Here is a 26,880-nt window from a genome sequence, read left to right as displayed (position 1 = left end):
GGGAAGAAGGGGAGACAGCCCGCCCGGCACTTCGATCCGCACGGAGTGGCGCCGCCGCGCGGCGAACGGGCGGGAAGTGTGGCAAGGAGGCGAAGGCATGACCACCGTCGAACCGTCCTGCGAACTCGGTCCCGGTCTCGGCGCGAGGCTGGACAGGGATCCGCAGGCCGCCGTGCACGCCCGAGGGATGGTCCGCACGTTCCTGGGCGGCCTGCCGCGCTCAGTACCGCGCGAGGCCGCCGAGGCCGTCCTGCTCGTGGTCTCGGAGCTCGTGACCAACGTGGTGCGGCACGCGCGCGGCCGGCTGTGCAGCCTGGACCTGAGCGACACGGGCGACGGGGTGCGCATCTCGGTCTCCGACGACGATCCCGAGCCGCCGCGGCCCAGGCGCCTCGACCTGACCGGACAGGGCGGCTTCGGCTGGCCGCTGGTGCGCCGGCTGTCCTCCGAACTGACCGTGCTGTCCCGTTCCGACGGGAAGACGGTCCTCGCGGTCGTGAGCTTCTGACGACTGACGCGAGGCCGGGGCCCCGTGCGGCGCCCGGCCGCCCGAACAGCCGGTTCGTCGACACTCGGCACCCGGCCCCCGAACCGTCGGGCTCTTCAGCCCCTGGCGCAGGCCCCGAACCCTCGGGCTTTTCAGCCCCTGGCGCAGGCCGCCCGAACCGTCGGGTTCCCCGGCACTCAGCCCTCGGCGCCCGCCGGGCCGTGCCAGTCGAGGCAGACCACGAGTGCGTCGTCCTCCGGTCCGGGCCTGCCCCGGTGGCCGGTCAGTTCCCTCAGGACGGCGCGGGGCACCTCCGGCGCGGGCAGCAGCCGGGTGGAGTTGATCGCCATCGCCAGGGCCTTCTCCCCGTACTTCTCCCCGCCCGGCCCCGCGACCGCGTGGACGCCGTCGCTGACGAAGAGGAGCCGGTCCCCGGGCTCCACCCGGAACTCCTGCACGAGGTAGTCGGTCTCCTCGAACATGCCGAGGGGCAACTGGGCCTCGAAGTCGACGCGTTCGACGGTCCGGCCGCGCAGCCGCAGCATCTGGGGCGAACCCGCGTCGATGACCCGCATCCGGCCGGTGGACAGCTCGAAGTCGAGCATGAGCACGGACAGATAGCGCTCACCGCGGTACTGGGCGTAGATCGCCTGGTCGGCCAGGGCCGCCTGGTCCTGGAGCGGGATGCCGGCCCGGCGCGCGTTGCGCAGGGCGTTGATGCCGAGATTGGTGAGCAGCGACGCCTCGATGCCCTCGCCCATCCCGTTCGTGACGTAGAGGGACAGCCGTTCGGCGTCGGCCGACCAGTCGAAGTTGTCGCCGAAGATCGCGTACGCCGGTTCGAGCTGGGCGCCGAGTTCGTACTCGCGCCGGGAGCAGGAGCGGCCGGGCAGCAGTTGCCACTGCATCTCCGCGGCCAGGGTCAGCCGGTCCTTGCGGCGCGCCTGGAGATACAGGTCGGTGTCGCGTTCGGCCACGAGCACCTCGTGACCGAGGACCTCCGCGACGTCCGCGAGCTCGGCGAGCGTCCGCGCGTCGCAGGCGGCGGAGGGCAGGACGACCGACAGGACGCCGAGCCGGTCACCGCGCACCGTCACCGGGAGATGTGCCCGTACGAGCCCGCCGTCCGGTTCCTCGGTGAAGGGTTCCTGGGCGCCGAAGGCCCGGCCCTCGGGGCTGGTGTGCACGGGGATGGGTTCCAGGGTGTGCGGAAGCACCGAGACGGGCTGCAGCACGGTGAGCCCGTAGTCGGCCATGAAGAGCTCGACGGAATCGGCCGCGTAGTGAGCGCACAGCACCTCGCGGACGGCGTCCAGCAGCTTGTGGGGTGCCGCGGTGCGCACGGCACGCTCCGCGGCCACGAATCTGTTCATGATCTCCGACATGCCCATCTCTTCAGTGTTGATATCCACCATTTTGTTCCTGATGTCGGACCGACGGGCTGACAGTGCCCCAGAAGACTGCGAGAGTTGGACGGTGACTTCCTCAGGCCCGCGTCCGCACCGCAGTGAGGTGGCTCGCGTGACTGCCGAGTCGTCCGAGCTGCTGGAGATCCTCTGGGGCCGGGCCTCGACGGCCCCGGTCTCCGCGTCCCAGTTGCGGGTGCTGTTCATCCTGGAACACGACGAGGGCATCAACCTGCGGACCCTGGCCGACGCGCTCGGCTCCACCGCCCCCTCGACCAGCAGACTCTGCGACCGGCTTCAGGCCGTGGGGTTCGTCGAACGGGCACCGAGCGCCACCAGCCGCCGCGAGCTGCGGCTGTTCCTGAGCCCCCAGGGCCGGACCTTCCTCGCCGAGCTGCGTGCACGGCGGGAGGAGGTGCTGGAAGCGGTCCTCGCGCAGATGTCGGCCGCCGGGCGGGCGGCGCTCGCGGAGGGGCTGGCGGCCTTCTGCGCGGCCGCGGCGACGCAACTTCACGAGGCCGGCACCACGGAGGCCCGCACGGCCTAGGGCCTGTCCGTGAAGTCGCGTCGTCCGCCCGGAGCGCGGGCCCGGCGACGCCTGACACGCCTCAGGTCCCGCCCCCCAGGTCCCGCCCGGTAGGCCCTAGTGCCGGGCCGTCCCCTCCCCGATCTGCACCAGCGCGGCGTCCACGTCCTTCACCGACGGTATGGCGAGGCTGACGCCCGTGAGATCCAGGACGCGCTGGACGGCCGGGGCCGGGGACACGAGGCGCAGGCCCCCTCCCGCACGTCCGGCGGCGTCGTGCGCCTTGAGCAGGGCGTTGATGCCCGAGGAGTCCATGAACGGGACGGCGGACAGGTCGAGCAGCACGTGCCGCCGGCCGCCGCGTATCTGGTCGGCCAGGCGGTGGTGCAGTTCGGGGGCTGTCTCCACGTCCAGTTCCCCGGCGACGGTGACCAGCGCGATTCCTTCGCCGTACACGGTCGCCTCGATGGACAAAGGAGCCTCTTCGGCCGGCACGGTTACCTCCACATGGGAACTTCGACCCGTCGGATCCACCCGGCGCTGGGGTACGCCGGCGAGCAGGTCAACGGTTACCCCCCGGATCGAGGTGCACACCTTCGGTTTTCGCCGCCGGAATCGCATCGGCGCACACCCTCGGGAGTTCGCCGCCGGGGCCGGGGTCTTGACCCTCCCTTTCCCGAATTACCTCTGACACAGAGGTAATCTCGGAGAGTGAAGTCGGAGTCGGAGAGTTTCCCCGAGACCTTGGCGGACGCCCTGGCCGGGCTGCAGCGGCTGATCAGACGGCGACTGCGCCGCGGCACGGCCGGACCGAGCCTGCGCGGCGCCGAGGTCGATCTGCTGCGGCTGGTCGTCGACCGGCCCGGCATAGGGGTTTCGGAGGCGGCCAAAGAGCTCTACCTGGCGGGCAATTCGGTCTCCACGCTGGTCAACAGGCTGGTCGCGGACGGCTATCTGATCCGCGAGACGGACCCGGCCGACCGGCGCGCCGCCCGACTGCTGTCCACACCGGCGGCCGACGCCCGGCTGCGCGACTGGCGGCAGCGGCGCGCGGTGCTCGTCCGCACACAGGTGGAGCGCCTCGACGCGGCCGATCGCGCCGCGCTGGAGGCCGCCCTTCCGGCCCTGCGCAAACTGGCGGCGAACCTGCACGAGGAGGCCGAGGGGACATGAGACGGCACAGGAGCGGACACGCGGAATCCGCACAGCCGGTGAACCCTGAGCCCCCTCGGGACGAGGCGGACCCGGTCGGCGACCTGATCGGAGCGGCCCGGACACCGCTCCCGGCGACCGCGGTCGGCGACGGACCGGCCCCGGACGCCGTGTCCTGTGCCGGACTCGTCTACGCCTTCGGCGAGATGACCGCCGTCGACGGTCTCGACCTCGCCGTCCGTGACGGTGAGGTGTTCGGACTGCTCGGGCCGAACGGCGCCGGCAAGACGACGGCGCTCCGGTGCATCACCACCCTGCTGCCGGTCCCGGCCGGGAAGGTCCGTGTCTTCGGGCACGACGCCACCCGTGAACGCATGGCCGTACGACGCCTGTTGGGCTACGTCCCGCAGCAACTGTCCGCCGACTCCGGACTCACCGGGCGCGAGAACGTCTCCCTGTTCGCCCGCGTCTTCGACGTGTCCCGGCGTGAACGGGCGGCCCGTGTCGCCCAGGCGCTCGAAGCGGTCGGCCTCGCCGACGTGGCCGACCGGCTCGCCAAGACGTACTCCGGGGGCATGGTCCGCCGCCTCGAACTCGCCCAGGCGCTGGTCAGCGCACCGCGCCTGCTGATCCTGGACGAGCCGACCATCGGCCTCGACCCGATCGCCCGTACCAGCGTGTGGGAGCACATCAACGCCGTACGGGCCGCCACCGGGATGACCGTCCTCGTGACGACCCACTACATGGACGAGGCCGACCAGTACTGCGACCGCGTCGCGCTGATGCACCGCGGACGCGTCCGCGCGCTCGGCACCCCGCGGCAGCTCAGGGCGGGCCTCGGCGAGCGCCGCGGCATCACCGGCGACGCCGAACCTCCCACGCTCGAAGACGTCTTCCGCGACGTCGCCGGCAGTGGACTCGACGACCGATCAGGAGACTTCAGCGATGTCCGAAGCACCCGCCGTACCGCTTCCCGCGTCGGCTGAACGCGTCCGCCCCGGGAACCTCGACCTGCTCGTGACCCCGCCGCGGGCGCGTACGGGCTGGCGCGTGCTGCCCGCCCGGGTCGCCGCGATGTGCGCGGTGGAGCTCCAGAAACTCCGCCACGACCGCACCGAGCTGTACACCCGGGCGATCCAGCCGGCCCTGTGGCTGCTGATCTTCGGCGAGACCTTCACCCGGATCCACGCGATCCCGACCGGCGGAATCCCCTACCTCGACTATCTGGCGCCCGGCATCATCGCCCAGTCCGCCATGTTCATCGCCATCTTCTACGGCATCATGATCATCTGGGAGCGGGACGCGGGGATCCTCACCAAACTCCTGGTCACGCCCACACCCCGCTCCGCGCTCATCACCGGCAAGGCGTTCGCGGCCGGGGTGAAGGCCCTGATCCAGGCCGTGGTGGTCGTCGTCATCGCCGCGCTGCTCGGGGTGGCGATGACCTGGAACCCGCTGCGGCTGTTCGGAGTGGCCGTCGCCGTCGTGCTCGGTTCGGCGTTCTTCTCCTGCCTGTCGATGACGATCGCGGGCATCGTGCTCACCCGGGACCGGCTGATGGGCATCGGACAGGCCATCACCATGCCGCTGTTCTTCGGCTCCAACGCCCTCTACCCGGTGGCGGTCATGCCCGGCTGGCTCCAGGCCGTCAGTCTGGTCAACCCGCTCAGCTACCAAGTCGACGCCCTGCGCGGCCTGTTGCTCGGCACCCCCGCGCACCTGCCGCTCGACTACGGCGTCCTGGCCGTGGCCGCGGCCCTCGGCGTCCTGTCGGCGTCGTCACTGCTGGGCCGCCTGGCCAGGTGAGACGGCGATCCGGGCTCCCGCCCAGGGGGCGCCGGCCGAGGGCGCCAGCAACGGCCGGGTCAGGTGGATCGCAAGCTGTCGTGCCTCCCGGGCCCTTTGCAACACCACGCCCGCGTCGGCCAGTCGTCAGCAATCCGGCGTGAGCCGACCACCCCGGTCGGTTTCCGCTGCCCTCTTCGAGATGCACGACGAATGGATCGCCTTACTCGCCGCCACCTCCCCGAAGTCGATATGGGTGATATCTTCCATAAACTCTCTTTTGGTTCCTCCGCGCTACCCGACGCGCCCCAATGCAACGGCCGGTTGATCCCCAACGCGATGACGAGGGTTACTGCCTGGCGGATGCGAGTTCCCGACCGAGTGGCACTCGCTTCGGTATCCTCCCGTGCAGGTCGTCGGAGGTCATTTACCCAGAGATTGCTGGGCAGTTGACCTCGGGGTTTCGTGGTAGCGTCCTGGTTCGGAGGGACAGTGCAACCTGAAAGGGAAATCGTGAACACGGAGAAGATTGCCGCTCGCCGCCTCTCGCTGGAAGAGGTGACGAAGCTCGGCGTGAAGGACAGGCTCTTCATTTCCGCCGATACGGCAGAACTCAAGCTTCCCGACTGCTATGTCCCTGCTTTTCTGACCAAGTCCGGTGAGCATTTCGAGGGCGGCTCGATCACGGCGCGAACCGTATTCCAGGAAGAGGTCTCCTGCCTTCCCGACGACGAGAATGAACCCGGAATCTACTTGGCCGACGAGAACAGCTCGGTGACCATTGAGGTTCTCCAGTCCGCCGGTGTCGTGCTGGACCTGGCACTTTTCGTCCCCGGTGGGGACAAGGGGGCCCTCACGGCCCTTTATGCCGCGGCCCGGCAGGCGTTCGGCGCCGACATCGTGCAGATCTGGCGCCAGGGCCTCAAGGAGGTTCCCGACGTGAAGGTCGACATCTTCGAGGAGCAGATTCCCCGGGGGCGCAAGGGAAGCGACAGCCCCAAGCGTGACCGTCGCGCGATCGACACCTACCCCACCCGCGCGGACTTCATCGAGTTCTCCGACGGGTGGAAGCCGGTCGTCGAGATTCACAGGCCGATTGTTGACGACACCCCGACCATCTGAGGATCTGAGGCGGCGTCACCTCTCGGTCTCGGCCTGAGAGAACGGTCTTGAGGTACATCGGCCGTAGCTGCGGCCCTCGGGCGTCCTGTCGGCGTCGTCACTGCCGGGGCGCCTGGCCAGGTGAGCGCGAGGGTCCCGGCCCGGCCGACGTCAACTCACGGGAGTCAGGCGGACCGGGGCACGATGCTCACCGCGCGGTAGTCGTACCCGTCCTGCTTGAAGCCGGGGGCCTCCCACACGAGCTCCACCTCCTGGCCGGGCGACAGCGTGCGGAAGCCGGGTGCCTGGATGTCGGAGTAATGGCCGAAACAGCCGCCGGGAGTCTCGGGGGAGTCGAGCACGCCCCACCCTTCCTCGTCACGCCACTCACGGACCTTCGCGGTAACCATGGGTGGCACCCTACGGGCTTCCTCCATGCCGGCGAGGTGGCCTCGGACGTTCGCGCGCTCACCGGTCCTCGACGGGGACGGTGAGCGCGTGCGACGCCGCGGCCGCGCCGTAGGCGCCCGGTCCGACCCGGCGCCGGCGGGCACGGATCGCCAGAACCGACAGGAGCAGGCCCACCCCGGACGCGATCGCGAGCAGCGCGCACGCGCTGGACAGGCCCGCCGCCAACGCGTCCGCCGCCCCGTCCCCTCCCGACCGCCGGGACTCGCCCACCGTCGCGTTGACCGTCGCCACCGCCGCCGTGAACGCGGCAGCGCCGATGTAGCGCGCCATGTTCGAGATGCCCGACGCGGCACCGACGTCGTCGGCGGACACCGACGAGGTCGACGCCGAGCTCGCCGGACCGTTGACGAGCCCCAGACCCGCGGCCAGGAGCACGAGCGGCAGGACGAAGGCCGCGTACCGCCAGTCGCCCTCGACGAAGGACAGCAGCGCGCACCCGGCCGTCGCCGCCGCGAAGCCGACGGCGATCACGGGACCGACGCCCAGCCGCTGGACCATCCGGGGCACGAGCGGCGTGACCGCGATCAGACCGACCGTCGCGGGCAGCGTGGCCAGGCCCGCCTCGAAAGGGCTCAGCGCGAGCGTGGCGGGGTTCTGGAAGTAGAGACTGACCAGGTACATCAGACCGTTGATGACACCCGCGCTCAGCAGGATCCCGACCGTCGCCCCGATCAGGACGCGATTCCTCAGCAGCCGCAGGTCGACCAGCGGCGCCTCGACCCGCCGCTCCACCGCGACGAACGCCACGCACGACACCGCCGCCAGCGCGAAGCATCCGAGCACCGCGGCCGAAGTCCAGCCCCAGGTGGCCCCCTCGCTGAGTGCGAGCAGTGCCGGGGCGAGCGCGACGGCGATCAGGACGGTTCCCGCGAAGTCGATCGAGCGGCTGCGATCCGGATCGCGGGATTCGGCGACACCCTTCAGGGTGACCGGCACGCAGGCCAGCGCGATGCCGGCATCGATCCAGAACAAGCCCTGCCATCCCGTGCCGTCCACCAGGACACCGCCGAGCAACGGCCCGGCCGCCGCGCCCACCGCTGAAGCACCACCCCAGAGCGTCACCGCCCGCACCTGTCCCTCTCCCGAGGTGGACACGGACAACAGGCTCATCCCGCAGGCCAGGATCGTCGCCCCCGCCGCCCCCTGGATCGCCCGGCCCGCGATCACCCCGACACCGCTGCCGGACAGCGCGATGAGCACGCACGAGGCGATGAACAGCGCCAGGCCGCCGAGAAAGACCAGACGTCGTCCGAACACGTCGCCGAGGGCCCCCGAGGTGACGATCACCGCGGCTCCCACCAGCGAATACCCGGTGACCGCCCACTGCAGGACGTCCAACGACGCGCCGGTGTCGTCGCTGATCGCCGGCAGCAGGATGCTCACCGCCGAGGTGTTCGCGTTGACGACCAGGGTCGAGACGCACGTCGCGATCAGCACAGCCGCCGGCGCCGACCGGCCTGCGCTTCCGGGTTCCGCCTCGCCCGCCTGGACATCCACACCGGCAGGCTCACACGCGCGATGGCGCACCGCACCCGGATACACGGCCCGGCGAGCGGCGGCGTCGCGTCCGGCACGGCGCTCGCGCAAGGGGTCTGGCTCCGTATCAGCCCGGCATCCGGCGGAGCCGTGGGCCCGGTCGAACCGCTCGGCCGCCAAGTCGACGCTCCGTGCGACCTGTTGCCCGGCATCCCCGCGCACCGGCCGCTCGACCACGTCGTATCGACTCCGCCACACCCCTCGGTGCCCTGTTCGCGTCGTCGCCGCCGAGGCCGCCGGCCAGGGAGGACGGCGATCCGGGGGCCGGTCGTTGATCGATTGGTGAGGCCGGGCGGGCAGGCTTAACGTCGATGGAGTGAGCAACCATGTTCACCGCCGACCCGAGATGCAGGGCCTTCCCCGATGACGGCCGATCACGTGACATCCTCCGAGTCTGCCGAATCCCCGCAGCGGGGACGAGGCAGCGGTATCGCACTCCTCGTCATCGCCTCGTGTCAGCTCATGGTGGTCCTCGACATCACCATCGTGAACATCGCGCTGCCGCACATCCAGACCTCGCTCGGCTTCTCGACCGAGAACCTGTCCTGGGTGATCAACGCCTACACGCTGACCTTCGGTGGTCTGCTGCTGCTCGGCGGACGCTCCGGCGACATCCTCGGCAGACGCCGGATGTTCATCTTCGGCGTGCTGCTCTTCGTGTTCGCGTCGCTGCTCGGCGGACTCTCCCAGGACTCCTGGCAGTTGCTCGCGGCCCGCGCTCTGCAGGGTGTCGGCGGTGCCATCGCCTCGCCCACGGCCCTGTCGCTGATCACCACCACCTTCCGTGAAGGCCCCGAGCGCAACCGGGCGTTCGGCGTGTTCGCCGCCGTCTCCGCGGGCGGCAGCGCGATCGGGCTGCTCGCGGGAGGCATCCTGGTCGAGTGGCTCGACTGGCGCTGGGTCTTCTTCGTGAACGTCCCCATCGGTCTGCTGATCGTGCTCGCGACACCCCGCTACATCAGGGAATCCGAGCGGCATCCGGGCCACTTCGACCTCCTCGGCGCCCTCACCTCCACCCTCGGCATGGTGTTGCTGGTCTACGGCTTCATCCGGGCCTCGGAGGAGGGCTGGAGCGATCCCCTCACCCTCGGGGCCTTCGGCGCCGCGCTCGTGTTCCTGATCTCTTTCATCGCCGTCGAACGCCGGTCGAGACAGCCCATCACGCCCCTGTGGATGTTCCGCGACCGCAACCGCTCGGGCGTCTACGCGATGATGCTCAGCCTGTCCGCCGCCATCTTCGGGATGTTCTTCTTCCTCACCCTCTTCGTGCAGAACATCCTCGGCTTCAGCCCGCTCAAGGCCGGCTTCGCCTTCCTGCCGGTGAGTGTGATCATCGCGATCGGCGCGGGCGTGGCGTCCAACTTCCTGCCCCGATGGGGTCCCAAACCCTTCATGGCCGTCGGCGCGATCCTGGCCGCGCTGGGCCTCGGCTGGCTGACGCTGACCGACGTCAACAGCACCTACCTCGGCAGCATCCTCGGACCCACCCTGGTGTTCGGCTTCGGCATGGGTCTGCAGTTCGTCTCGCTGACGCTGATGGCGGTGTCGGGAGTCGAGCCCAAGGAGACGGGCGCCGCCTCCGGCATCCTCAACGCCACCCAGCAGGTCGGCGGTTCCCTCGGTCTGTCCGTACTGGTCACGGTCTTCGGCACGGCGAGCCGCAACGAGGCCACCGACCAGGTCGCGAAGTTCCTGCAGACCGCGACCCCGGCGCAGCAACTGCAGTTCCGCAGGACGGGACAGCTTCCGGCGCCCTGGAGCAGCCAGGTGCTGACGTCGGGCATCTCGGGAGCGTTCGTCGCCGCCGCCGCCTTCGCGGTCGTCGCCGCCCTGGTCGCCGTGCTCGTCATCCAGGTGCGCCCGTCCGACCTGGAGCGGCTCCAGGGAGGGGCCGCCGCGATGACGTCCGGGGACGGGGCCGGCGACGGAGAGGGTGCCTCGGCCGGAGCGACCCCGGCGGGGGAGTCGGACACCCGGGACGGCGGACCGTCCGCCCCCGGCTGATCCAGGTCCGCCCCGGCCGATCCGGACCCGGCGGAATCCTCAGGGCAGCGGCTGCTCCGCCCAGATGACCTTGCCCTCCGGCGTGTACCGCGTTCCCCAGCGGTCGGTGAGCTGGGCGACCAGGAACAGGCCCCGTCCGCCCTCGTCCGTCGTCGCCGCGTACCGCAGGTGGGGCGAGGTGTTGCTGCCGTCGAAGACCTCGCAGATCAGCGCCCGGTCCAGCAGCATGCGGACCCTGATCGGCCCGTTGCCGTAGCGGATCGCGTTGGTCACCAGCTCGCTGAGGATCAGCTCCGTGGTGAACGCCAGCTCGTCGAGGCCCCAGTGCGCCAGTTGCCGGCTGACCGAGGCACGCATCCCGCCCACGGCGGCCGGTTCGGACGGCACCTCCCAGGAGGCGATCCGGTCGGGATCGAGGGCGTTGGTACGCGCCACGATCAGGGCGATGTCGTCGCTCGGCCGGTCCGGCAGCAGGGCGTCCAGGGCTCGCTGGCAGGTGTCCTCCGGCGAGCGGTCGGCTCCCGTCAGCGCCGTGCGCAGCATGTCGAGCCCGACGTCGATGTCCCGTTTCCGGTCCTCGACCAGACCGTCGGTGTACAGCACGAGCCGGCTGCCCTCCGCCAGTTCCAGCTCGGCCGTCTCGAACGGGAGACCGCCCAGGCCGAGCGGCGGCCCGGCCGGCACGTCGGGGAACTCGACGCTGCCGTCCGGGTGGATGACCGCGGGCGGCGGGTGTCCGGCGCGGGCGACGGTACAGCGCCGCGTCGTCGGGTCGTACACCGCGTACACGCAGGTGGCGCCGGTGACGGCGGCTCTGCTGTCCTCGGGGAGCTCGTCCTGGTCGATCCGGCCGACCAGCTCGTCCAGCAGTCCGAGGAGTTCGTCGGGCGGCAGGTCGAGGGCGGAGAAGTTGTGGACCGCCGTACGCAGCCGGCCCATCGTCGCGGCGGCCAGCAGCCCGTGGCCGACCACGTCGCCGACGACGACCGCGACCCGGGCCCCGGGCAGCGGCAGCACGTCGAACCAGTCGCCGCCGACCCCGGCCTGGGCCGGCAGATAGCGGTAGGCGAGGTCGAGGGCGCTCTGGTGGGGCAGGGTGCGCGGCAGGAGGCTGCGCTGGAGGGTCACGGCCATCGTGTGCTCGCGCGTGTAGCGGCGCGCGTTGTCGATGGAGACCGCGGCGCGGGCGACCAGTTCCTCGGCGAGGGCGAGATCGTCCGCGTCGAAGGGGTCGGGCTTCTCGGAGCGCCAGAAGTTGACCACGCCCATCACCAGCGGGCCGACCCGCAGGGGGACGGTGATGAGGGAGTGGATTCCGTAGTCGACGACGCGTGCGGTGCGCCGCGGGTCCTGGGCCAGCCAGCCCGGGGCACCGCCGAGATCGGGCTCGACCACGGCCTCTCCGGTGCGCAGGCTGTGGGCCTGCGGGGTCGACGGTACGAAGCCGATGTGCTCGCCGACCGGATAGAGCGGCGCGTCCTCGCGGATGCCGCCCGCGGCGGTGCGGCGCAGCCCGGTGCCCGCGTCCGGCTCCTGTCCGTTCAGTACCGCGTCGGCCAGGTCGACGGTCACGAAGTCCGCGAACCGGGGGACCGCGACCGCCGTCAGTTCCTCGGCCGTCCTGGTGACGTCCAGGCTCGTGCCGATGCGCACGCCGGCGTCGTAGAGGAGTTTGAGCCGTTCGCGGGCGATCTCGGCCCGGCCGGAGAGCGCGCGTAGTTCCGTGGAGTCGCGGAGGGTGGCGACGCTGCCGGCCGGTCCGCCCCGCAGGTGGGTGGGCCGCTGGTTGACGGCCAGGAGCTGGTCCCCGACGAGATGGACCTCGTCGGTGGCGACGCGGCCGGAGGCCAGCAGTTCGGCGGTGCCCGCGTCGAGGCCGAGCCGCTGGACGTGCTGTCCCTCGGCGTCCGGGGGCAGGTCGAGCAGGCGGTTCGCCTCGTCGTTGGCCAGGAGCAACTGCCCCTCCGCGCCGACGATGATCACTCCTTCCCGGACGGAGTGCAGCACGGCGTCGTGGTGCTCGTACATCCGGGTCATCTCGTACGGGCCGAGGCCGTGCGTCTGGCGCAGCAGGCGTCGGCTCACCAGCGCGGTGCTCGCGGTCGCCAGGGCGAGCGCGGCGGCGGCGGCGCCCAGCAGGAGCGGGAGCTGATGGTCGGCGGCGCCGCCCACGTTCTTCGTGGTGATGCCGGCGGACACCATGCCGACGACCTCTCCGCCGGGCGCCTCGACGGGGACGGTGGCCTGCACCAGCGGTCCGAGCGTCCCGTTGACCTGCTCGACGACGGAGTGGCCCGCCAGGACCGGTGCGGTGGTCCCGATGAACTTCTTGCCGATCCGGTCGGGCTTGGGGTGGGTGTAGCGGATCGCGTCCGTGTTCATCACGACGATGAAGTCCACGTTCGACGCCTTGCGGGCGGCCTCGGCGCGGGGCTGCAGCACGGCCGTGGGGTCGGGGGCGGCGAGGGCGGCGCGGGTGCCGGGCGCGTTGGCGAAGGTCTCCGCGACGGCGAGCGAGCGGTTGCGGGCCTCCTGCGTCGTGTCATGCCGCACCTGGAGTACCAGTGCGACCACCGCGGCGACGACCAGGAGCAGCACGATCACCACTTGCAGGACGAACACCTGTCCGGCGACACTGCGCCCGCCGATGGCGGAGCGTAGCCCGCTGGACGGGCCGTTCCCGTGCTTGCCGTCGTGTCGCCCGCGCTCGGGGCGCGCTGTACTGGGGCGGCGGGTCGACTGAGCCCGGGTTCGACCCAATAGTCCGACCATGAGCTATGTCTACACTGCCCGGCGTCCCGTGGCGAGGGGCGTCACACACCGTGATCGAGTGCCCCGTGAGGCGTGCCGTCGGCCGGCGGGCGGCAGGGCGCCGGCGAAGCGGCGTGTGCGTGTGGGGACGCATGATGGAGACATAGTCCCTATTACCTGAATTTGTCGCTTCGGCGCGGAGGGCTTTGATGAAGACTGTGGACCGCTACCGGCTGACCTTCACCCATCCCGGACCGGACGCCCGCATGGTGACGGACGAGGTGGTCGTCGAGCGGACGACCGCCAAGGGACCGGGCGGCAACCCGGTGTACAGCGATCACACCGGCATCCTCCGCGCCGAGATCAGCCCGGCCGGTGAGGTCCGCATGCTGGCCAGCGGCGCCTATCAGTCGCCGATCAACCCGGCCGCCGAACCACTGTCCTGACGGGCCGCGCGACCGGCCCCGAGCACGGCCCCGGCGGCCGGGAACCCGACGGGGCCGGTGGGTCCGGCTTCGGCGAGCTCCCGTGAGAAGCGAAGTCCCGGACGTCCGTTCAGCTCGACCTCGCCGGTGACGAGGAATCCGTTGCGGGCCAGGACCGTCCGGGACGCCCCGTTGTCGGCGGTCGTGCGGGCGCGCAGGGTGCTCAGGCCGTACGCGCTCGCGGCCAGGGCGCACATCTCCCGGACAGCGGCGGTGGCGAGTCCCCGCCCCGTGGCCCGCTCGGCGACGCGGTAGCCGAGGTCGGCCGAACCGTGCTCCAGGTCGATCAGGTTGACGCGGGCGAGCACCGCGCCGGCATCGTCCACCACGAGGTGGAACTGGACGAGGCCCGTGGCCTGTTCGGCCAGACGCTCGCCCAGGAGGGTGTCGAACCGGTCGAAGAAGGCGTCGCCGCGGTCGGGGATCGTGGCGGCGAAGTACGCGCGGTTCTCCCGCTCGAAGGCGAGCAGCGCGGCCGCGTGGTCGGGGCGGAGGCGTTCGATGCGGGGCATCCGGTCATGCTAGGGACGACTGGCGTCCGGGGCACTCGGATTTCCTCGGCCGCGGGGCGGGGCGGGGCGGGGCGGGGCGGGGTGGGATCGGGACCGCCCCGCGGCGGGTGGGGAACCGGCGCGCGCCCCGCGTCCGCGGGGCGCGTAGGGGATTGAGCCGCCCGCCGGCGCGGCCGGGTTCTCGGCCGCCGGCCGGCGCGGCGCGGTCCTCAGCCGCCGGCGGGTGGGCCGCCGGGAGCCGGAACCGCGACGTCGTCGCCCTCGGGGTCGATGTGCGGGAGCATCCGGTCCAGCCAGCGCGGTGTCCACCAGGCGCGGGCGCCGAGCAGCGTCATCACCGCCGGGACCATCAGGAGCCGTACGACCGTCGCGTCGATCAGCACGCTCACGGCCAGGCCGAGGCCGAGCATCTTGACGACGATGTTGTCGCTCAGGATGAACGCGGCGAAGACGCTCATCATGATCAGCGCGGCACAGGTGATCACGCGCGCGGTGATCTCCAGGGCGTGCGCGACACTCGCCTTCGCGTCCCCGGTGCGCAGCCAGAACTCGTGGACCCGCGACAGCAGGAAGATCTCGTAGTCCATGCTGAGCCCGAAGATGATCGCGAACATCATCATCGGCACATAGCTCTCGATGGGCACCTTGCCCGAGACCCCGAGCGCCGGGCCGCCCCAGCCCCACTGGAAGACGGCCACGACGACACCGTACGAGGCGGCGATGGAGAGCACGTTGAGGATCGCCGCCTTGAGCGCGACGAGCAGTCCGCGGAAGACGATCAGGATGATGATGAAGGCCAGCGCGACCACCACGAGGATGATGAGGGGCAGCCGGCTCGCGACGATGTTGCGGAAGTCGACCTGGGCCGCCGTCGTGCCCGTGACGTAGCCCTTGGCGTCGTACCCGGACACGGCCTTCGGCAGGGTGTCGTCGACCAGGCGGTTCGTCAGGTTCGTGGTGTCCTTGTTCTGCGGGGACACCTTGGAGTAGACGGTGCCCACCAGCACGTCCCCGTCCTGCGTGGCCGTCAGCGGGGTGACCACGGCCGCCCCCGAGACCCCGCTGACCGTCTTCTGCGCCTGTGACGCCAGCGCGGAACGCTTGTCCGACGGCACGTCCGTCTGGTCGATGACGACCGTCAGCGGGCCGTTGGAGCCGGGCCCGAAGGAGTCCGACATGATGTCGAACGCCCGCCTGTCGGTGAAGGACGTGGGGTCGGCACCGTCACCGATGTGCCCGAGCTGGATCGTGAACACGGGGATGGCCAGGATGAGGACCGTGAGCAGGCCGCCGGTCAGGAACTGCCAGGGGCGCCGCTCGACGCGCAGCGCGTAGCGGTGCCAGGTGCCGGTGACGGGCGCGCCGGGTTCGGCGTTCGTCTCCGCGATCGGCGTGCGCACGTGGTAGCGGTCGATGCGCTTGCCGATGAGCCCGAGCAGGGCGGGTACGAGCGTCAGCGCGCCGGCCACCGCCGAGACGACCGTGACGGCCGCCGCGAGGCCGAGTTTGCTGATGAACGAGACGCCGGAGACCGACAGGCCTGCCAGGGCGATGATGACGGTGCAGCCCGAGACCAGGACCGCCCGCCCGCTGGTGGTGGTGGCCCGGCCCGCCGCCCGCACCGGGTCGAGCCCGTTGATGAGGTTCTGCCGGTGCCGGGTGCTCAGGAACAGGGCGTAGTCGATACCGACGCCCAGGCCGATCATGGTGGCGAGCGTCGGTGACACCGTCGCGAAGGAGGTCGCTGCGGCCAGCAGGCCGAGGATGGCCAGCCCGCCCACGACGCTGACCAGGGCGGTCACCAGCGGCAGAACCGCCCCGATGACGCTGCCGAACCCGACGAGCAGGACGACGATCGCCACCCCGAACCCGATCAGTTCGCTGATCTTGTCGTTCGCCGCGGGCCGGGCCAGTTCGCCCAGGGGCCCGCCGTACTCGACGTCGACTCCCGCGGACCGCAGCGGCTGGACGGCGCTGTCGACGCCGTGGAGGTAGTCGTCGCCGAGGGTCGAGGGCTGCACATCGAAACGGACCGTGATGTAGCCGGTCTTCCCGTCGCTGGACAGCGGCCCGACGTTCGGCTGCTGGGACTGGCCCGAGGGCGGCTGGGAGCCGGGCGGCGGCAGCGGGTTCTGCGCCGACAGCACGTGCGGAAGCTTCTCCAGGGAGCTGACGGTCTGGCTCATCTGGGAGCTGAGGTCGGTCAGCGGCTTCTGGGTGTCGCGCAGCACGATCTGGCTGCTGTAGCCGCCCGCCGCCGGGTCGTGCTCCTTGAGGACGTCCAGCCCCTCGGTGGACTGCACCCCGGGGAGTTGGAAGTTGTCCGAGTACTGTCCGCCGAACGAGTGGTTGAGCCCTTGGAGCACACCGAGCGCGACGAGCCACGCCACGATGACGATCACGAAATGGCGGGCGCACCACTCGCCCAGCCGCTGCAGCACCCCGGGCCTGCTGGGCCCGCCGGCTGAAGGGGCTTGTGTCGCCGACATGGGCAGCTCCTGCTCGCAGACGACTCCTCCGACTCCGTCATTAAACGATGTGACGATCATCGCGGCCCGCCGAGCGGCGCGGCCTCCCCGCGCCCGCCGCCGGCCCCGATCTGTCGATCCGGCCGGTGCCCGTTCGTTCTGGAAGTGGGACACCGGTGCCGGGCCGGTGCTGAGCGAAGGCTGTGACGATGATGGACGGGATCCGGACGCTGCTCGACGGACGTGGGCTGGTCGAGTCGCCGCGCTGGCACGGGGGCCGGCTGTACTTCTCCGACTGGACCGCGGGCGAGGTCCTCGCCCTCGATCCGGCCGACGGTCGCGTCGAGGTGGTCGCGCGGGTGGCGTCGCTGCCGCTGTGCACCGACCGGCACCCCGACCAGGGCCTGCTGATCGTCTCCTCGGCGGAGGGCCTGCTGCTCCGGCGGGAGCCCGACGGCTCCCTGGCCACGTACGCGGACCTGGGCCGGCCCGGCTGGAACGACATCGTGGTCGACGACCGCGGGAACACCTACGTCAACAGGGCGGGGTTCGACCCGATGGCGGGCGAGGCCTTCGCGCCGGGCTCGGTCTCGCTGGTCACCCCGGACGGTTCGGTGCGCGAGGTGGCGGACGACATCGCGTTCCCCAACGGGATGGCCGTGCCCCCCGACGGCTCGACCCTGATCGTCGCCGACTCCTACCGGCACGCCCTGCTCGCCTTCGACATCGGCCCGGGCGGCGCGCTGTCGGGCCGCCGGGTGTGGGCCGACCTGGGGGAGGGCACCCCGGACGGCATCTGTTGCGACGCGGCCGACGCCGTCTGGTACGCCGACGTGCCGGGCCGGTGCTGTGTGCGCGTCGCCGAGGGAGGCGCCGTACTGGACCGGGTGGACCTCGACCGGGGTGGCTTCGCCTGTGTACTGGGCGGCCAGGACAGGAGGACGCTGTTCGTCGTGGCCGCCGTCTGGCGAGGCATGACGGAGTCGGCGCTCGTTGAGCCCGGCTCCGGCCGGGTCCTCGCCGTCCGCGTCGAGGTGCCGGGAGCGGGCCGGCCCTGACGCGGTTTCCGCCCGGCCCGGCCGGGTGATGCGCCAAGGCTGTCACCACCTGGCGCGAGCTGCCGTTCCGTCAGAAGCCGTGGTCGGCGGGGGTTTCGGCGCGGGGGCGTAGGGATAACCCTCGATCGCCGGCAACGCCATGTCATGGCTAGGTCAAAAGTGCAATCCTTCCCACACCTGTGGGACAGGTCGTCCATGGCCCGCCCACAGCCGCGTTCCCGCGCGCCCTGCTCAGCGCTTCCCGGACAGCACATCCCGTCTGTCCGGTCTGTCACCGGCCGCCGACCGCGGCCGAAGGCGTAGGAGTACGAGTGAGACGTTTCCCCCGTCAGGCGACTGCGGCCGGGGCCCTGGTGGCCACCGCCGCGTTCCTGGCCGTCGGTGTGCAGACGGTCCCGGCAGTCGCCAAGCCCGCCCCCCACACAACCCCCCTCCGCACGGGGGGACTTGAGGCAAAGCTCACCCCGGCCCAGCACCTGGCGCTGCTGACGAAGGCATCGAAGCAGACCACCGCGACCGCCGGCACGCTCGGTCTCGGCTCGAAGGAGAAGCTGGTCGTCAAGGACGTCGTCAAGGACAACGACGGCACCCTGCACACCCGTTACGAGCGCACCTACGCCGGTCTCCCGGTGCTCGGCGGCGACCTCGTGGTCCACACCCCGCCGGCCTCGCAGGCCACCGGCACGGTGAGCACGACTTTCGCCAACAAGCACACCATCAAGGTCGCGAGCACCACCCCGGCCGTGACCAAGGCGACCGCCGGAGCCCAGGCCCTGAAGACGGCCAAGGCGCTGAAGGCCGAGAAGCCCGCCACGGACAGCGCCCGCAAGGTGATCTGGGCCGGTACCGGCACCCCCCGGCTCGCCTGGGAGACCGTGGTCACCGGTGTCCAGGACGACGGCACGCCGAGCAAGCTGCACGTCATCACGGATGCCACCACCGGCAAGGAGATCACCCGGTACGAGGGCATCCAGACCGGCACCGGCAACACCCAGTACAGCGGCACGGTCACCCTCAACACCACGCTGTCGGGGTCGACGTACCAGCTCACGGACTCCACCCGCGGTGGCCACAAGACGTACTCGCTGAACAACGGCACGTCCGGCACCGGCACGCTGATGACCGACGCCGACGACGTCTGGGGCACCGGCGCGGGTTCCAACACCCAGACCGCCGGCGCGGACGCCGCCTACGGCGCCCAGATGACCTGGGACTTCTACAAGAACACCTTCGGGCGCAGCGGCATCAAGAACAACGGTGTCGCCGCCTACTCGCGCGTCCACTACAGCACGGCGTACGTCAACGCCTTCTGGGACGACAGCTGCTTCTGCATGACCTACGGCGACGGCACCAGCAGCACCCACGCGCTGACCTCGCTCGACGTCGCGGGCCACGAGATGAGCCACGGCGTCACCTCCAACACCGCGGGCCTGAACTACACCGGTGAGTCCGGCGGCCTCAACGAGGCCACCTCCGACATCTTCGGCACCGGCGTGGAGTTCTACGCCAACAACTCGACCGACGTGGGCGACTACCTCATCGGCGAGAAGATCAACATCAACGGCGACGGCACCCCGCTGCGTTACATGGACAAGCCGTCCAAGGACGGTTCCTCCGCCGACTCCTGGTACTCCGGCGTCGGCAACCTGGACGTCCACTACTCCTCGGGCCCGGCGAACCACATGTTCTACCTGCTCTCCGAGGGCAGCGGCTCCAAGACCATCAACGGCGTCACGTACAACAGCTCGACCTCCGACGGTGTCGCCGTCGCGGGCATCGGCCGCGCCGCCGCGCTGCAGATCTGGTACAAGGCGCTGACGACGTACATGACGTCGACCACCAACTACGCGGGCGCCCGCACCGCCGCGCTGAACGCCGCGACCGCGCTGTACGGCGCGAGCTCCACCCAGTACGCGGGTGTGGCGAACGCCTTCGCGGGCATCGCCGTCGGCGGTCACGTCACCCCGCCGACCAGCGGTGTGACCGTCACCAACCCGGGCAGCCAGTCCTCCACCGTGGGCACCGCGGTGAGCCTGCAGATCGCGGCCAGCAGCACCAACAGCGGCGCCCTGACGTACTCCGCCAGCGGTCTGCCCACCGGGCTGTCGATCAACAGCTCCACCGGCGCGATCACCGGGACCCCGACCACCGCCGGCACCTACAGCACCACGGTGACCGTCACGGACAGCACCGGGGCGACCGGCACCGCGTCCTTCACCTGGACCGTCAGCTCCTCCGGTGGCGGCGGCACCTGCACCTCGACGCAGTTGCTCGGCAACCCCGGCTTCGAGTCCGGTGCCACCACCTGGACCGCGAGCAGCGGAGTCATCACCACCGACTCCGGTGAGGCGGCCCACGGCGGCTCGTACAAGGCCTGGCTGGACGGCTACGGCTCCACCCACACCGACACGCTCTCCCAGTCGGTGACCATCCCCAGCGGCTGCAAGGCCTCGTTCACCTTCTGGCTGCACATCGACACCGCGGAGACCACCACCAGCTCGCAGTACGACAAGCTGACGGTCACCGCCGGTTCGACCACGCTGGCGACCTACTCCAACCTGAACAAGGCCACCGGCTACACGCAGAAGACGTTCGACCTGTCCTCGTTCGCCGGCACCACGGTGAGCCTCAAGTTCAGCGGTGTCGAGGACTCCTCGCTCCAGACGAGCTTCGTCGTGGACGACACCGCCGTGACGACGAGCTGACCAGCGACACCTGACATCTCCGCATCGGCCGCGACGTGGGTCCTCCGTGAGGACGACCCACGTCGCGTTCCGTTTCCCCGGCCTACTCGAACCGGGAGGGGTCGCCCGCTCCGAGGCGTACGAGCTCGGGCTCCGCGCCGGAGAAGTCGACCACCGTCGTCGGCTCGGTGCCGCAGTCGCCGGAGTCGATGACGGCGTCCACCACGTGGTCGAGGCGGTCCTTGATCTCCCAGCCCTGGGTCAGCGGCTTGTCCTCCTCCGGCAGGAGCAGGGTGCTCGACAGCAGCGGCTCGCCGAGCTCGGCCAGGATCGCCTGGGCGACCGCGTGATCGGGGATCCGCACCCCGACGGTCTTCTTCTTGGGGTGCAGCAGCCGGCGCGGGGCCTCCTTCGTCGCCGGGAGGATGAAGGTGTAGCGGCCGGGTGTGGCCGCCTTGACCGTGCGGAAGACCGCGTTGTCGATCCGCACGAAGTGTCCGAGCTGGGCGAAGTCCTCGCACATCAGCGTGAAGTGGTGGCGCTCGTCGAGCTGGCGGATCGAGCGGATGCGGTCGATGCCGTCCCGGTTGCCGAGCGCGCAGCCGAGAGCGAAGCAGGAGTCCGTCGGGTAGACGATCAGCCCGCCGCTGCGGACGATCTCCACCACCTGGGTGATGACGCGCCGCTGCGGGTTGTCCGGGTGAACGTCGAAGTACTTGGCCATGTTTCGAGACTAGGGCCTGTCCGACACTTCGCGTCTGCCCGGCGACGCCATGCACGCACTCTCGCCGCACCGGCCCCAGACCCGAGTACGTCCAGTACGCAGGTCTGGGGCCGGCACGCCGAGAGCACGCACCTGACGCCGCCGGGCCGCCCTCCGGGCGACGACGCGAATTGTGGGACAGGCCCTAGGGCCTGTCCCACAATTCGCGTCGTCGCCCGGAATTCTCCCCGGTCGCGGCTATAGGAACCTCGCGGCCGTCTCGCTACCCTCCGCCGCATGATTTCCACGGTGGTCTGGGGTACCGGCAACGTCGGCCGCGCGGCCATCCGCGCCGTCGAGGCCCACCCGAAACTGAAACTCGCGGCCGTGCTCGTCCACGATCCCGGCAAGGTCGGCCGTGACGCGGGCGAGCTCGCCGGACTCGGCCACGGCCTCGGTGTCGCGGCGAGCGACGACATCGACGCGGTCCTGGCCTCGGGGCCCGGAGCCGTCGTCTACGCGGCCACCGGCGACATCCGTCCCGACGAGGCCCTCGCCGACATCGCCAGGGCGATCCGGGCCGGTGCGGTGGTCGTCACGCCCGCCCTGTATCCGCTCTACGACCAGCGCAGCGCCCCGCCCGAGTTCCGGGACCCCGTGCTCGCCGCCGTCGCGGACGGGGGCGGCTCCCTGTTCGTCTCCGGAGTCGATCCCGGCTGGGGCAACGACGTCCTGCCCCTGCTGATCAGCGGTCTGGGCACCACGATCGACGCCATCCGCTGCCAGGAGATCTTCGACTACTCCACGTACGAACAGGAGGAGTCCGTTCGGTACCTGGTCGGCATGGGGCAGCCGATGGACTACGAGCCGCTCATGCTCGCCCCGTCGATCCCGACGATGGTGTGGGGCGGCCAGATACGGCTCATGGCGCGGGCTCTGGGCGTCGAACTCGACGACATCACCGAGACGTTGGAGCGCCGCCCGCTGACCGGCACCGTGAGCACCCGCACCATGGGCGAGTTCGCGGCCGGCACCCAGGGCGCGGTCCGCTTCGAGGTGCGGGGGATCGTCGGGGGAGAGCCCCGGATCGTCATCGAGCACATCACCCGCATCCACGCCTCCTGCGCACCGGACTGGCCCTCGCCGCCCGACGGGGACGGCGCCCACCGGGTGATCATCGAGGGCCGCCCGCGCATCGAGGTCACCGTCGCGGCCACCGACGAGGGCGAGAACCGGTCCGCGGGCGGGAACGCCACCGCGGTCGGCCGCCTCGTCGGTGCCATCGACTGGCTCGTGGACGCGGAACCAGGACTCTACGACGCACTCGACGTCCCGCTGCGTCCCGCAGTCGGCCGGCTCGGAAGGAAGTGACCCATGACGCTGCGCGTCGACATTCCCGAAGGACAGGAACCGATCGGCTACGTCTGGGGCGAGATGGTGCCCGGCATCGGCATGGCCGCCGCCAACTTCTCCCTGTCGGTGTACGAGCACACGACCCTGGGCCTGCGCGAGTTCGAGGCCGCCCGGCTGCGCATCGCGCAGATCAACGGGTGTCTGTTCTGCCTCGACTGGCGCACGGAGCGCGACGGGCTGAAGGTCGAGGAGGAGTTCGCCGACGCGGTGACCCAGTGGCGTACCACCGATGCCTTCGACGACCGGACGCGGCTGGCCGCCGAGTACGCGGAGCGGTACGCCCTGGATCACCACGGTCTCGACGAGGACTTCTGGACCCGGATGACGGCCTCGTACAGCCAGCGGGAGATCGTGGAGCTGACCATGAGTGTCGGCTCCTGGCTGGCGTTCGGCCGGCTCAACCATGTGCTGGGACTGGACGCCGTGTGCGTGCTGCCGACCCACTGAACGCGGCCGGCGGCAGGCCGTCGCGGCCCTCCGAGCGGATCCGGACCCCTCACGGGGTCCGCACCGCCTGGGGCGGACGACGTGACGTCGCGGACACGCCCTAGAGGTCCACGGCGATGATGTTCTCGATGTTCCGTTCGGCGAGGGCGGTGATGGTGACGAACGGGTTGACGCTGGTGTTGCCGGGAATCAGCGCGCCGTCGATCACGTACAGGCCCGAATAGCCGCGCAGGCGCCCGTAGTTGTCGGTGGCCTTGTTGAGTACGGCACCGCCGAGCGGGTGGTAGGTGAGATGGTCGCCCCAGATCTTGTACACGCCGAAGAGATCGGTCCGGTAGATCGTGCCCTCCTTCGCGTTGATCTTGTCGAAGATCGTCTTCGCCATGTCGATCGCGGGCTGCTTCCAGGCGGTCTGCCAGTTGAGGTCGACGTTCCCGGTCGCCGCGTTCCAGGTGAACTGGGCGCGGTTCGGGTTCTTGGTGATGGACAGGTAGAAGGACGCCCAGGTCTCGATGCCCGTGGGCAGTGGCGCCACTTCGGCGAACGCCCCGCCCGCGGCCCAGTTGTCGATGCCCCCGCAGGGGATGCTGGCCTGGAGCGAACCGGTGGGATCCCACAGGTGGTTGGCGCGGCCGCACATGACGTTGCCGTTGTCGCCCCAGCCCTGGCCGATCTCGCCGTTGAGGCCGGGCAGCGCGCCGGTCGCCTTCAGCCGGACCAGGAGCTTGCTCGTCCCGACGCTTCCGGCCGCGAAGAACACCCGGTCCGCGGTCACCGACTTCGTGGCCGTGGTGTCCCCGGTGGTGTTGAGCTGGTCGATCAGGACCGTGTAGCCGCCACCGGACGCGGGCGCGACCGAAGTGACCTTGTGCAGCGGTGAGATGGTGACCCGGCCGGTGGCCGTGGCCTGGGCCAGGTAGGTCTTCTGGAGGGACTTCTTGCCGTAGTTGTTGCCGTAGAGGATCTCCCCGGCGAGGGCCGACTTGGTGACGGTGCCCGCGGCCTCCTGCTTCATGTAGTCCCAGTCGTACACGTCGGGCACGAAGACGAAGGGGAAGCCGGAGCGCTGGGCCTGCTTCCGGCCGACCCGCGCGTACTGGTAGCAGTCGGTCGTGTCGAACCACGCCGGGTCGACGAGGCCCGTGCCGAGCGTGGCGTTGGCGCGCGGGTAGTACGTCGCGTACATCTCGTCGGCGCTCACCGACGGGAGGATCGCGCCGAAGTTCTCCCGCTTCGGAGTGACCGCCATACCTCCGTTGACCAGTGATCCGCCGCCGACACCGCGGCCCTGGTACACGATGATCTGGCCCATCTCCTCGGCGTCGAGGATCCCCGTGTAGCGGGGGATGTCCTTGTCGATGGGGAAGCCGAGGAAGTTGCTGAGGGGCTGTTTGGTCCTGGTCCGCAGCCAGTACGAACGCTGGTCGGGGCTGGTCGTGTTGGCGAAGATCTTGCCGTCCGAGCCCGGTGTGTCCCAGGCCATGCCCATCTCGACCATCTGCACGTCGACGCCCGCCTGGGCGAGGCGCAGGGCGGCGACCGAGCCGCCGTAACCGGTGCCGATCACGAGGACGGGGACGTGTGCGCCGGACGGGATCGACGAGGCCGCCGTGGCGATGGTCGCGGGGGCCGCGACGGCGCGACCGGCAAGGCTCACTGCTCCAAGAATAGAACCTGTTCCAGCTATGAATCGTCGGCGCGAAACACCCCTGGAATCGTTGGTCTGCTGGTTGATGTCACCCACGTGACACTCCTCACTCTCTACGAGTGGGAACAGGTTCTACTGTTGCCGGCTTGTTAAGTCACTACATACCGGTTGGTAACTTCTGCCCGATCTTGGGGTGATCGGCGAGGTCTGCTCCGCTTGCTCTTGACTTCACAAGACCCTCGCGCGACATTCCTGACGCTGCATCAGAACCGGTACGGCGGGGGCCGGTAGGGCTCCCGGAGCAACGGAACGCCTCACCTTCCCCCGCCCCGCTGGAGAGCCCCGCCATGTCCCCGATCCCCGGGCCCGCCGGCCCTGCCCCCGCCCTCCCGTCCTCCGGTCCGTCACGGCGCCGGGTGCTCGGCGCGGCCACGGGCGCCTCCCTCGCGCTCGCTGCCGGAGCCGCCGGTGCCGTCGCCGCCGCCGGTCCCGCCACGGCGGCCGACCTGCCCCTGCTCGGCACGTACGACGTCGTCGTGGTCGGCTCGGGAGCCGCCGGGATGACCGCGGCGCTCACCGCCGCGAAACGTGGGCTGAGCTGCGTCGTCCTGGAGAAGGCGGCCACCTTCGGAGGCTCGGCGGCCCGCTCGGGCGCCGGCATCTGGATTCCCAACAACCCCGTCATCCTCGCCGCGGGCGTCCCCGACACCCCGGCCAAGGCCGCCGCCTACCTCGCGGCCGTCGTCGGCCCGGACGTCCCGGCCGACCGGCAGCGGGCCTTCCTCGGCAACGGACCGGCCATGATCTCCTTCGTCATGGCCAACAGCCCGCTGCGCTTCCGCTGGATGGAGGGCTACAGCGACTACTACCCCGAACTCCCCGGCGGCCTGCCGGGCGGACGCTCCATGGAGCCCGACCAGCTCGACGGGAACATCCTCGGAGCCGAACTCGCCCGCCTGAACCCCGCGTACCTGGCCGTCCCGGCCGGCATGGTCGTCTTCAGCGCCGACTACAAGTGGCTCACCCTCGCCGCCGTCAGCGCGAAGGGCGCGGCCGTCGCCACCGCATGCCTGGCACGCGGCACCAAGGCGGCGCTGCTCGGCCAGAAACCGCTGACGATGGGCCAGTCGCTCGCGGCCGGACTGCGTGCCGGCCTGCTCGCCGCCCAGGTCCCGGTGTGGCTGAACAGCCCGATGTCCGACCTGCTCATGGAGAACGGCGCGGTCACCGGCGCCGTGGTCACCCGCGACGGCGCGGCCGGACTGGTCAGGGCCAGGCGCGGGGTCGTCGTCGGCTCCGGCGGATTCGAGCACAACGCGGCGATGCGCGCCGAGTTCCAGCGGCAGCCCATCGGGACCGCCTGGACCGTGGGCGCCAAGGAGAACACCGGCGACGGCATCCAGGCGGGCCGGCGGGCCGGGGCGGCGCTCGACCTGATGGACGACGCCTGGTGGGGCCCGGCCGTCCCGCTGCCCGGCGAGCCCTACTTCTGCCTCGCCGAACGCACCCTGCCCGGCGGCCTGCTCGTCAACGCCGCCGGCGCGCGGTTCGTCAACGAGGCCGGACCCTACAGCGACGTCGTCCACACCATGTACGACCGCGACCCGAGCGCTCCGGACATCCCGGCGTGGCTGGTCGTCGACCAGAACTACCGCAACCGCTACCTCTTCAAGGACGTCGCGCCGACCCTCGCGTTCCCCGACTCCTGGTACACGTCCGGAGCCGCGCACAAGGAGTGGACCCTGGACGCGCTCGCCGGAAGGATCGGTGTCCCCGCGGCCGCCCTGCGCACCACCGTCAGCCGCTTCAACGGCCTGGCCCTGAGCGGCAAGGACACCGACTTCCACCGCGGCGACAGCGCCTACGACCACTACTACACCGATCCCGCGGTGCTCCCGAACTCCTGCCTCGCCCCGCTGTGGCTGCCTCCGTTCCACGCCTTCAAGATCGTCCCGGGTGACCTCGGCACCAAGGGCGGACTGCGCACCGACGCCCGCGCCCGCGTCCTGCGCCCCGACGGCACGGTGATCCCGGGCCTGTACGCGGCGGGCAACGCCAGCGCGGCCGTCATGGGCCACAGCTACGCGGGAGCGGGGTCGACGATCGGGCCCGCGATGACGTTCGGCTACATCGCGGCACTCGACCTCGCGGCGTCGAGCTGACGCACGCGGCGGCGGCCCGACACAGGCGGTGACGACCTGACGTCAGCGGCGGCGACCCGACCCTCGTGGGGACGACCCGCG

General features: G+C 70.8%; 22 protein-coding genes. 13 read left to right on the top strand and 9 right to left on the bottom strand.

Annotation, left to right across the window (positions count from 1 at the left end):
• Nucleotides 1-97: 97 nt before the first annotated feature.
• Nucleotides 98-508 (top strand): ATP-binding protein, encoded by a 411-nt coding sequence (locus ACZ4TO_RS32640; protein WP_468026133.1) that lies wholly within the window; start codon nt 98-100, stop codon nt 506-508.
• A gap of 176 nt (nt 509-684) precedes the next feature.
• Here ACZ4TO_RS32640 and ACZ4TO_RS32635 read toward each other — a convergent pair whose 3' ends face one another.
• Nucleotides 685-1,860: a PP2C family protein-serine/threonine phosphatase gene (locus tag ACZ4TO_RS32635; protein WP_468026153.1), complete on the bottom strand. Its 1,176-nt coding sequence runs from the start codon at nt 1,858-1,860 to the stop codon at nt 685-687.
• A gap of 148 nt (nt 1,861-2,008) precedes the next feature.
• Between ACZ4TO_RS32635 and ACZ4TO_RS32630 the strand changes: the two genes are divergently transcribed.
• The gene (locus ACZ4TO_RS32630) at nt 2,009-2,440 is read left to right on the top strand and encodes a MarR family winged helix-turn-helix transcriptional regulator (RefSeq protein WP_468026132.1); all 432 of its coding nucleotides are present in this window, start codon (nt 2,009-2,011) and stop codon (nt 2,438-2,440) included.
• 96 nt (nt 2,441-2,536) lie between these two features.
• Here the strand turns inward: ACZ4TO_RS32630 and ACZ4TO_RS32625 are convergent, their stop codons facing one another.
• Nucleotides 2,537-2,914: an STAS domain-containing protein gene (locus tag ACZ4TO_RS32625; RefSeq protein WP_468026131.1), complete on the bottom strand. Its 378-nt coding sequence runs from the start codon at nt 2,912-2,914 to the stop codon at nt 2,537-2,539.
• A 216-nt stretch (nt 2,915-3,130) separates the two neighbouring features.
• On the opposite strand from ACZ4TO_RS32625, the gene ACZ4TO_RS32620 reads away from it, so the two are divergent.
• The 4 genes from ACZ4TO_RS32620 to ACZ4TO_RS32605 all read left to right on the top strand — a co-directional run bounded on the left by ACZ4TO_RS32620 (nt 3,131) and on the right by ACZ4TO_RS32605 (nt 6,478).
• Complete coding sequence (locus tag ACZ4TO_RS32620; RefSeq protein ID WP_468026130.1) at nt 3,131-3,592, top strand: MarR family winged helix-turn-helix transcriptional regulator; 462 nt, start codon at nt 3,131-3,133, stop codon at nt 3,590-3,592.
• Nucleotides 3,593-3,777: 185 nt separating this feature from the next.
• Complete coding sequence (locus ACZ4TO_RS32615) at nt 3,778-4,557, top strand: ABC transporter ATP-binding protein (protein ID WP_382778902.1); 780 nt, start codon at nt 3,778-3,780, stop codon at nt 4,555-4,557.
• Nucleotides 4,517-5,377 (top strand): ABC transporter permease, encoded by an 861-nt coding sequence (locus tag ACZ4TO_RS32610; RefSeq protein WP_382778821.1) that lies wholly within the window; start codon nt 4,517-4,519, stop codon nt 5,375-5,377. The genes ACZ4TO_RS32615 and ACZ4TO_RS32610 overlap by 41 nt, the downstream gene beginning before the upstream one ends.
• 492 nt (nt 5,378-5,869) lie before the next feature.
• Complete coding sequence (locus ACZ4TO_RS32605) at nt 5,870-6,478, top strand: hypothetical protein (RefSeq protein ID WP_382778820.1); 609 nt, start codon at nt 5,870-5,872, stop codon at nt 6,476-6,478.
• Nucleotides 6,479-6,642: 164 nt separating this feature from the next.
• On the opposite strand, the gene ACZ4TO_RS32600 is transcribed toward ACZ4TO_RS32605, so the two are convergent.
• A complete protein-coding gene (locus tag ACZ4TO_RS32600) occupies nt 6,643-6,867 on the bottom strand; it encodes a cold-shock protein (RefSeq protein ID WP_382778819.1) in 225 nt (74 codons plus the stop codon).
• Nucleotides 6,868-6,925: 58 nt separating this feature from the next.
• Nucleotides 6,926-8,425 carry an MFS transporter gene (locus ACZ4TO_RS32595; RefSeq protein WP_468026129.1) on the bottom strand — a complete coding sequence of 500 codons (1,500 nt, stop codon included), beginning with the start codon at nt 8,423-8,425 and terminating at the stop codon, nt 6,926-6,928.
• Nucleotides 8,426-8,827: 402 nt separating this feature from the next.
• Here ACZ4TO_RS32595 and ACZ4TO_RS32590 point away from each other — a divergent pair, with 402 nt between their 5' ends.
• Nucleotides 8,828-10,468, top strand: a complete 1,641-nt coding sequence (locus tag ACZ4TO_RS32590; RefSeq protein ID WP_468026128.1) for an MFS transporter — start codon at nt 8,828-8,830, stop codon at nt 10,466-10,468.
• A 39-nt stretch (nt 10,469-10,507) separates the two neighbouring features.
• On the opposite strand, the gene ACZ4TO_RS32585 is transcribed toward ACZ4TO_RS32590, so the two are convergent.
• Nucleotides 10,508-13,240, bottom strand: a complete 2,733-nt coding sequence (locus ACZ4TO_RS32585; protein WP_382778816.1) for a SpoIIE family protein phosphatase — start codon at nt 13,238-13,240, stop codon at nt 10,508-10,510.
• A gap of 188 nt (nt 13,241-13,428) precedes the next feature.
• Between ACZ4TO_RS32585 and ACZ4TO_RS32580 the strand changes: the two genes are divergently transcribed.
• Nucleotides 13,429-13,665, top strand: a complete 237-nt coding sequence (locus ACZ4TO_RS32580) for a DUF6296 family protein (RefSeq protein WP_382778815.1) — start codon at nt 13,429-13,431, stop codon at nt 13,663-13,665.
• On the opposite strand, the gene ACZ4TO_RS32575 is transcribed toward ACZ4TO_RS32580, so the two are convergent.
• The gene (locus ACZ4TO_RS32575) at nt 13,626-14,216 is read right to left on the bottom strand and encodes a GNAT family N-acetyltransferase (protein ID WP_468026127.1); all 591 of its coding nucleotides are present in this window, start codon (nt 14,214-14,216) and stop codon (nt 13,626-13,628) included. The genes ACZ4TO_RS32580 and ACZ4TO_RS32575 overlap by 40 nt on opposite strands.
• 209 nt (nt 14,217-14,425) lie before the next feature.
• Nucleotides 14,426-16,705: an MMPL family transporter gene (locus ACZ4TO_RS32570; protein ID WP_382778813.1), complete on the bottom strand. Its 2,280-nt coding sequence runs from the start codon at nt 16,703-16,705 to the stop codon at nt 14,426-14,428.
• A gap of 188 nt (nt 16,706-16,893) precedes the next feature.
• Here ACZ4TO_RS32570 and ACZ4TO_RS32565 point away from each other — a divergent pair, with 188 nt between their 5' ends.
• Entirely contained in the window at nt 16,894-17,742 is an 849-nt protein-coding gene (locus tag ACZ4TO_RS32565; protein WP_468026126.1) for an SMP-30/gluconolactonase/LRE family protein, read from the top strand.
• A 311-nt stretch (nt 17,743-18,053) separates the two neighbouring features.
• On the top strand, nt 18,054-20,447 hold the full coding sequence (locus ACZ4TO_RS32560) for a M4 family metallopeptidase (RefSeq protein ID WP_468026125.1): 2,394 nt from the start codon (nt 18,054-18,056) through the stop codon (nt 20,445-20,447).
• 82 nt (nt 20,448-20,529) lie between these two features.
• On the opposite strand, the gene ACZ4TO_RS32555 is transcribed toward ACZ4TO_RS32560, so the two are convergent.
• Nucleotides 20,530-21,150, bottom strand: coding sequence for an L-threonylcarbamoyladenylate synthase (locus ACZ4TO_RS32555; RefSeq protein ID WP_382778810.1), 621 nt, complete (start codon nt 21,148-21,150; stop codon nt 20,530-20,532).
• 276 nt (nt 21,151-21,426) lie between these two features.
• Between ACZ4TO_RS32555 and ACZ4TO_RS32550 the strand changes: the two genes are divergently transcribed.
• Nucleotides 21,427-22,500 (top strand): NAD(P)H-dependent amine dehydrogenase family protein, encoded by a 1,074-nt coding sequence (locus ACZ4TO_RS32550; RefSeq protein ID WP_382778809.1) that lies wholly within the window; start codon nt 21,427-21,429, stop codon nt 22,498-22,500.
• A gap of 9 nt (nt 22,501-22,509) precedes the next feature.
• Nucleotides 22,510-22,989, top strand: coding sequence for a carboxymuconolactone decarboxylase family protein (locus ACZ4TO_RS32545; RefSeq protein ID WP_382778900.1), 480 nt, complete (start codon nt 22,510-22,512; stop codon nt 22,987-22,989).
• A 100-nt stretch (nt 22,990-23,089) separates the two neighbouring features.
• Here the strand turns inward: ACZ4TO_RS32545 and ACZ4TO_RS32540 are convergent, their stop codons facing one another.
• Nucleotides 23,090-24,733 (bottom strand): GMC oxidoreductase, encoded by a 1,644-nt coding sequence (locus ACZ4TO_RS32540; protein WP_382778808.1) that lies wholly within the window; start codon nt 24,731-24,733, stop codon nt 23,090-23,092.
• Between the two features lie 251 nt (nt 24,734-24,984).
• Between ACZ4TO_RS32540 and kstD the strand changes: the two genes are divergently transcribed.
• Nucleotides 24,985-26,799: a 3-oxosteroid 1-dehydrogenase gene (kstD, locus tag ACZ4TO_RS32535; protein WP_468026124.1), complete on the top strand. Its 1,815-nt coding sequence runs from the start codon at nt 24,985-24,987 to the stop codon at nt 26,797-26,799.
• Nucleotides 26,800-26,880: the final 81 nt, after the last annotated feature.

It is taken from the genome of Streptomyces sp. NPDC028298 (assembly GCF_055565895.1).
Note: the sequence above shows the minus strand (reverse complement) of the source record. Positions and strands in the feature narration are given on the sequence as shown.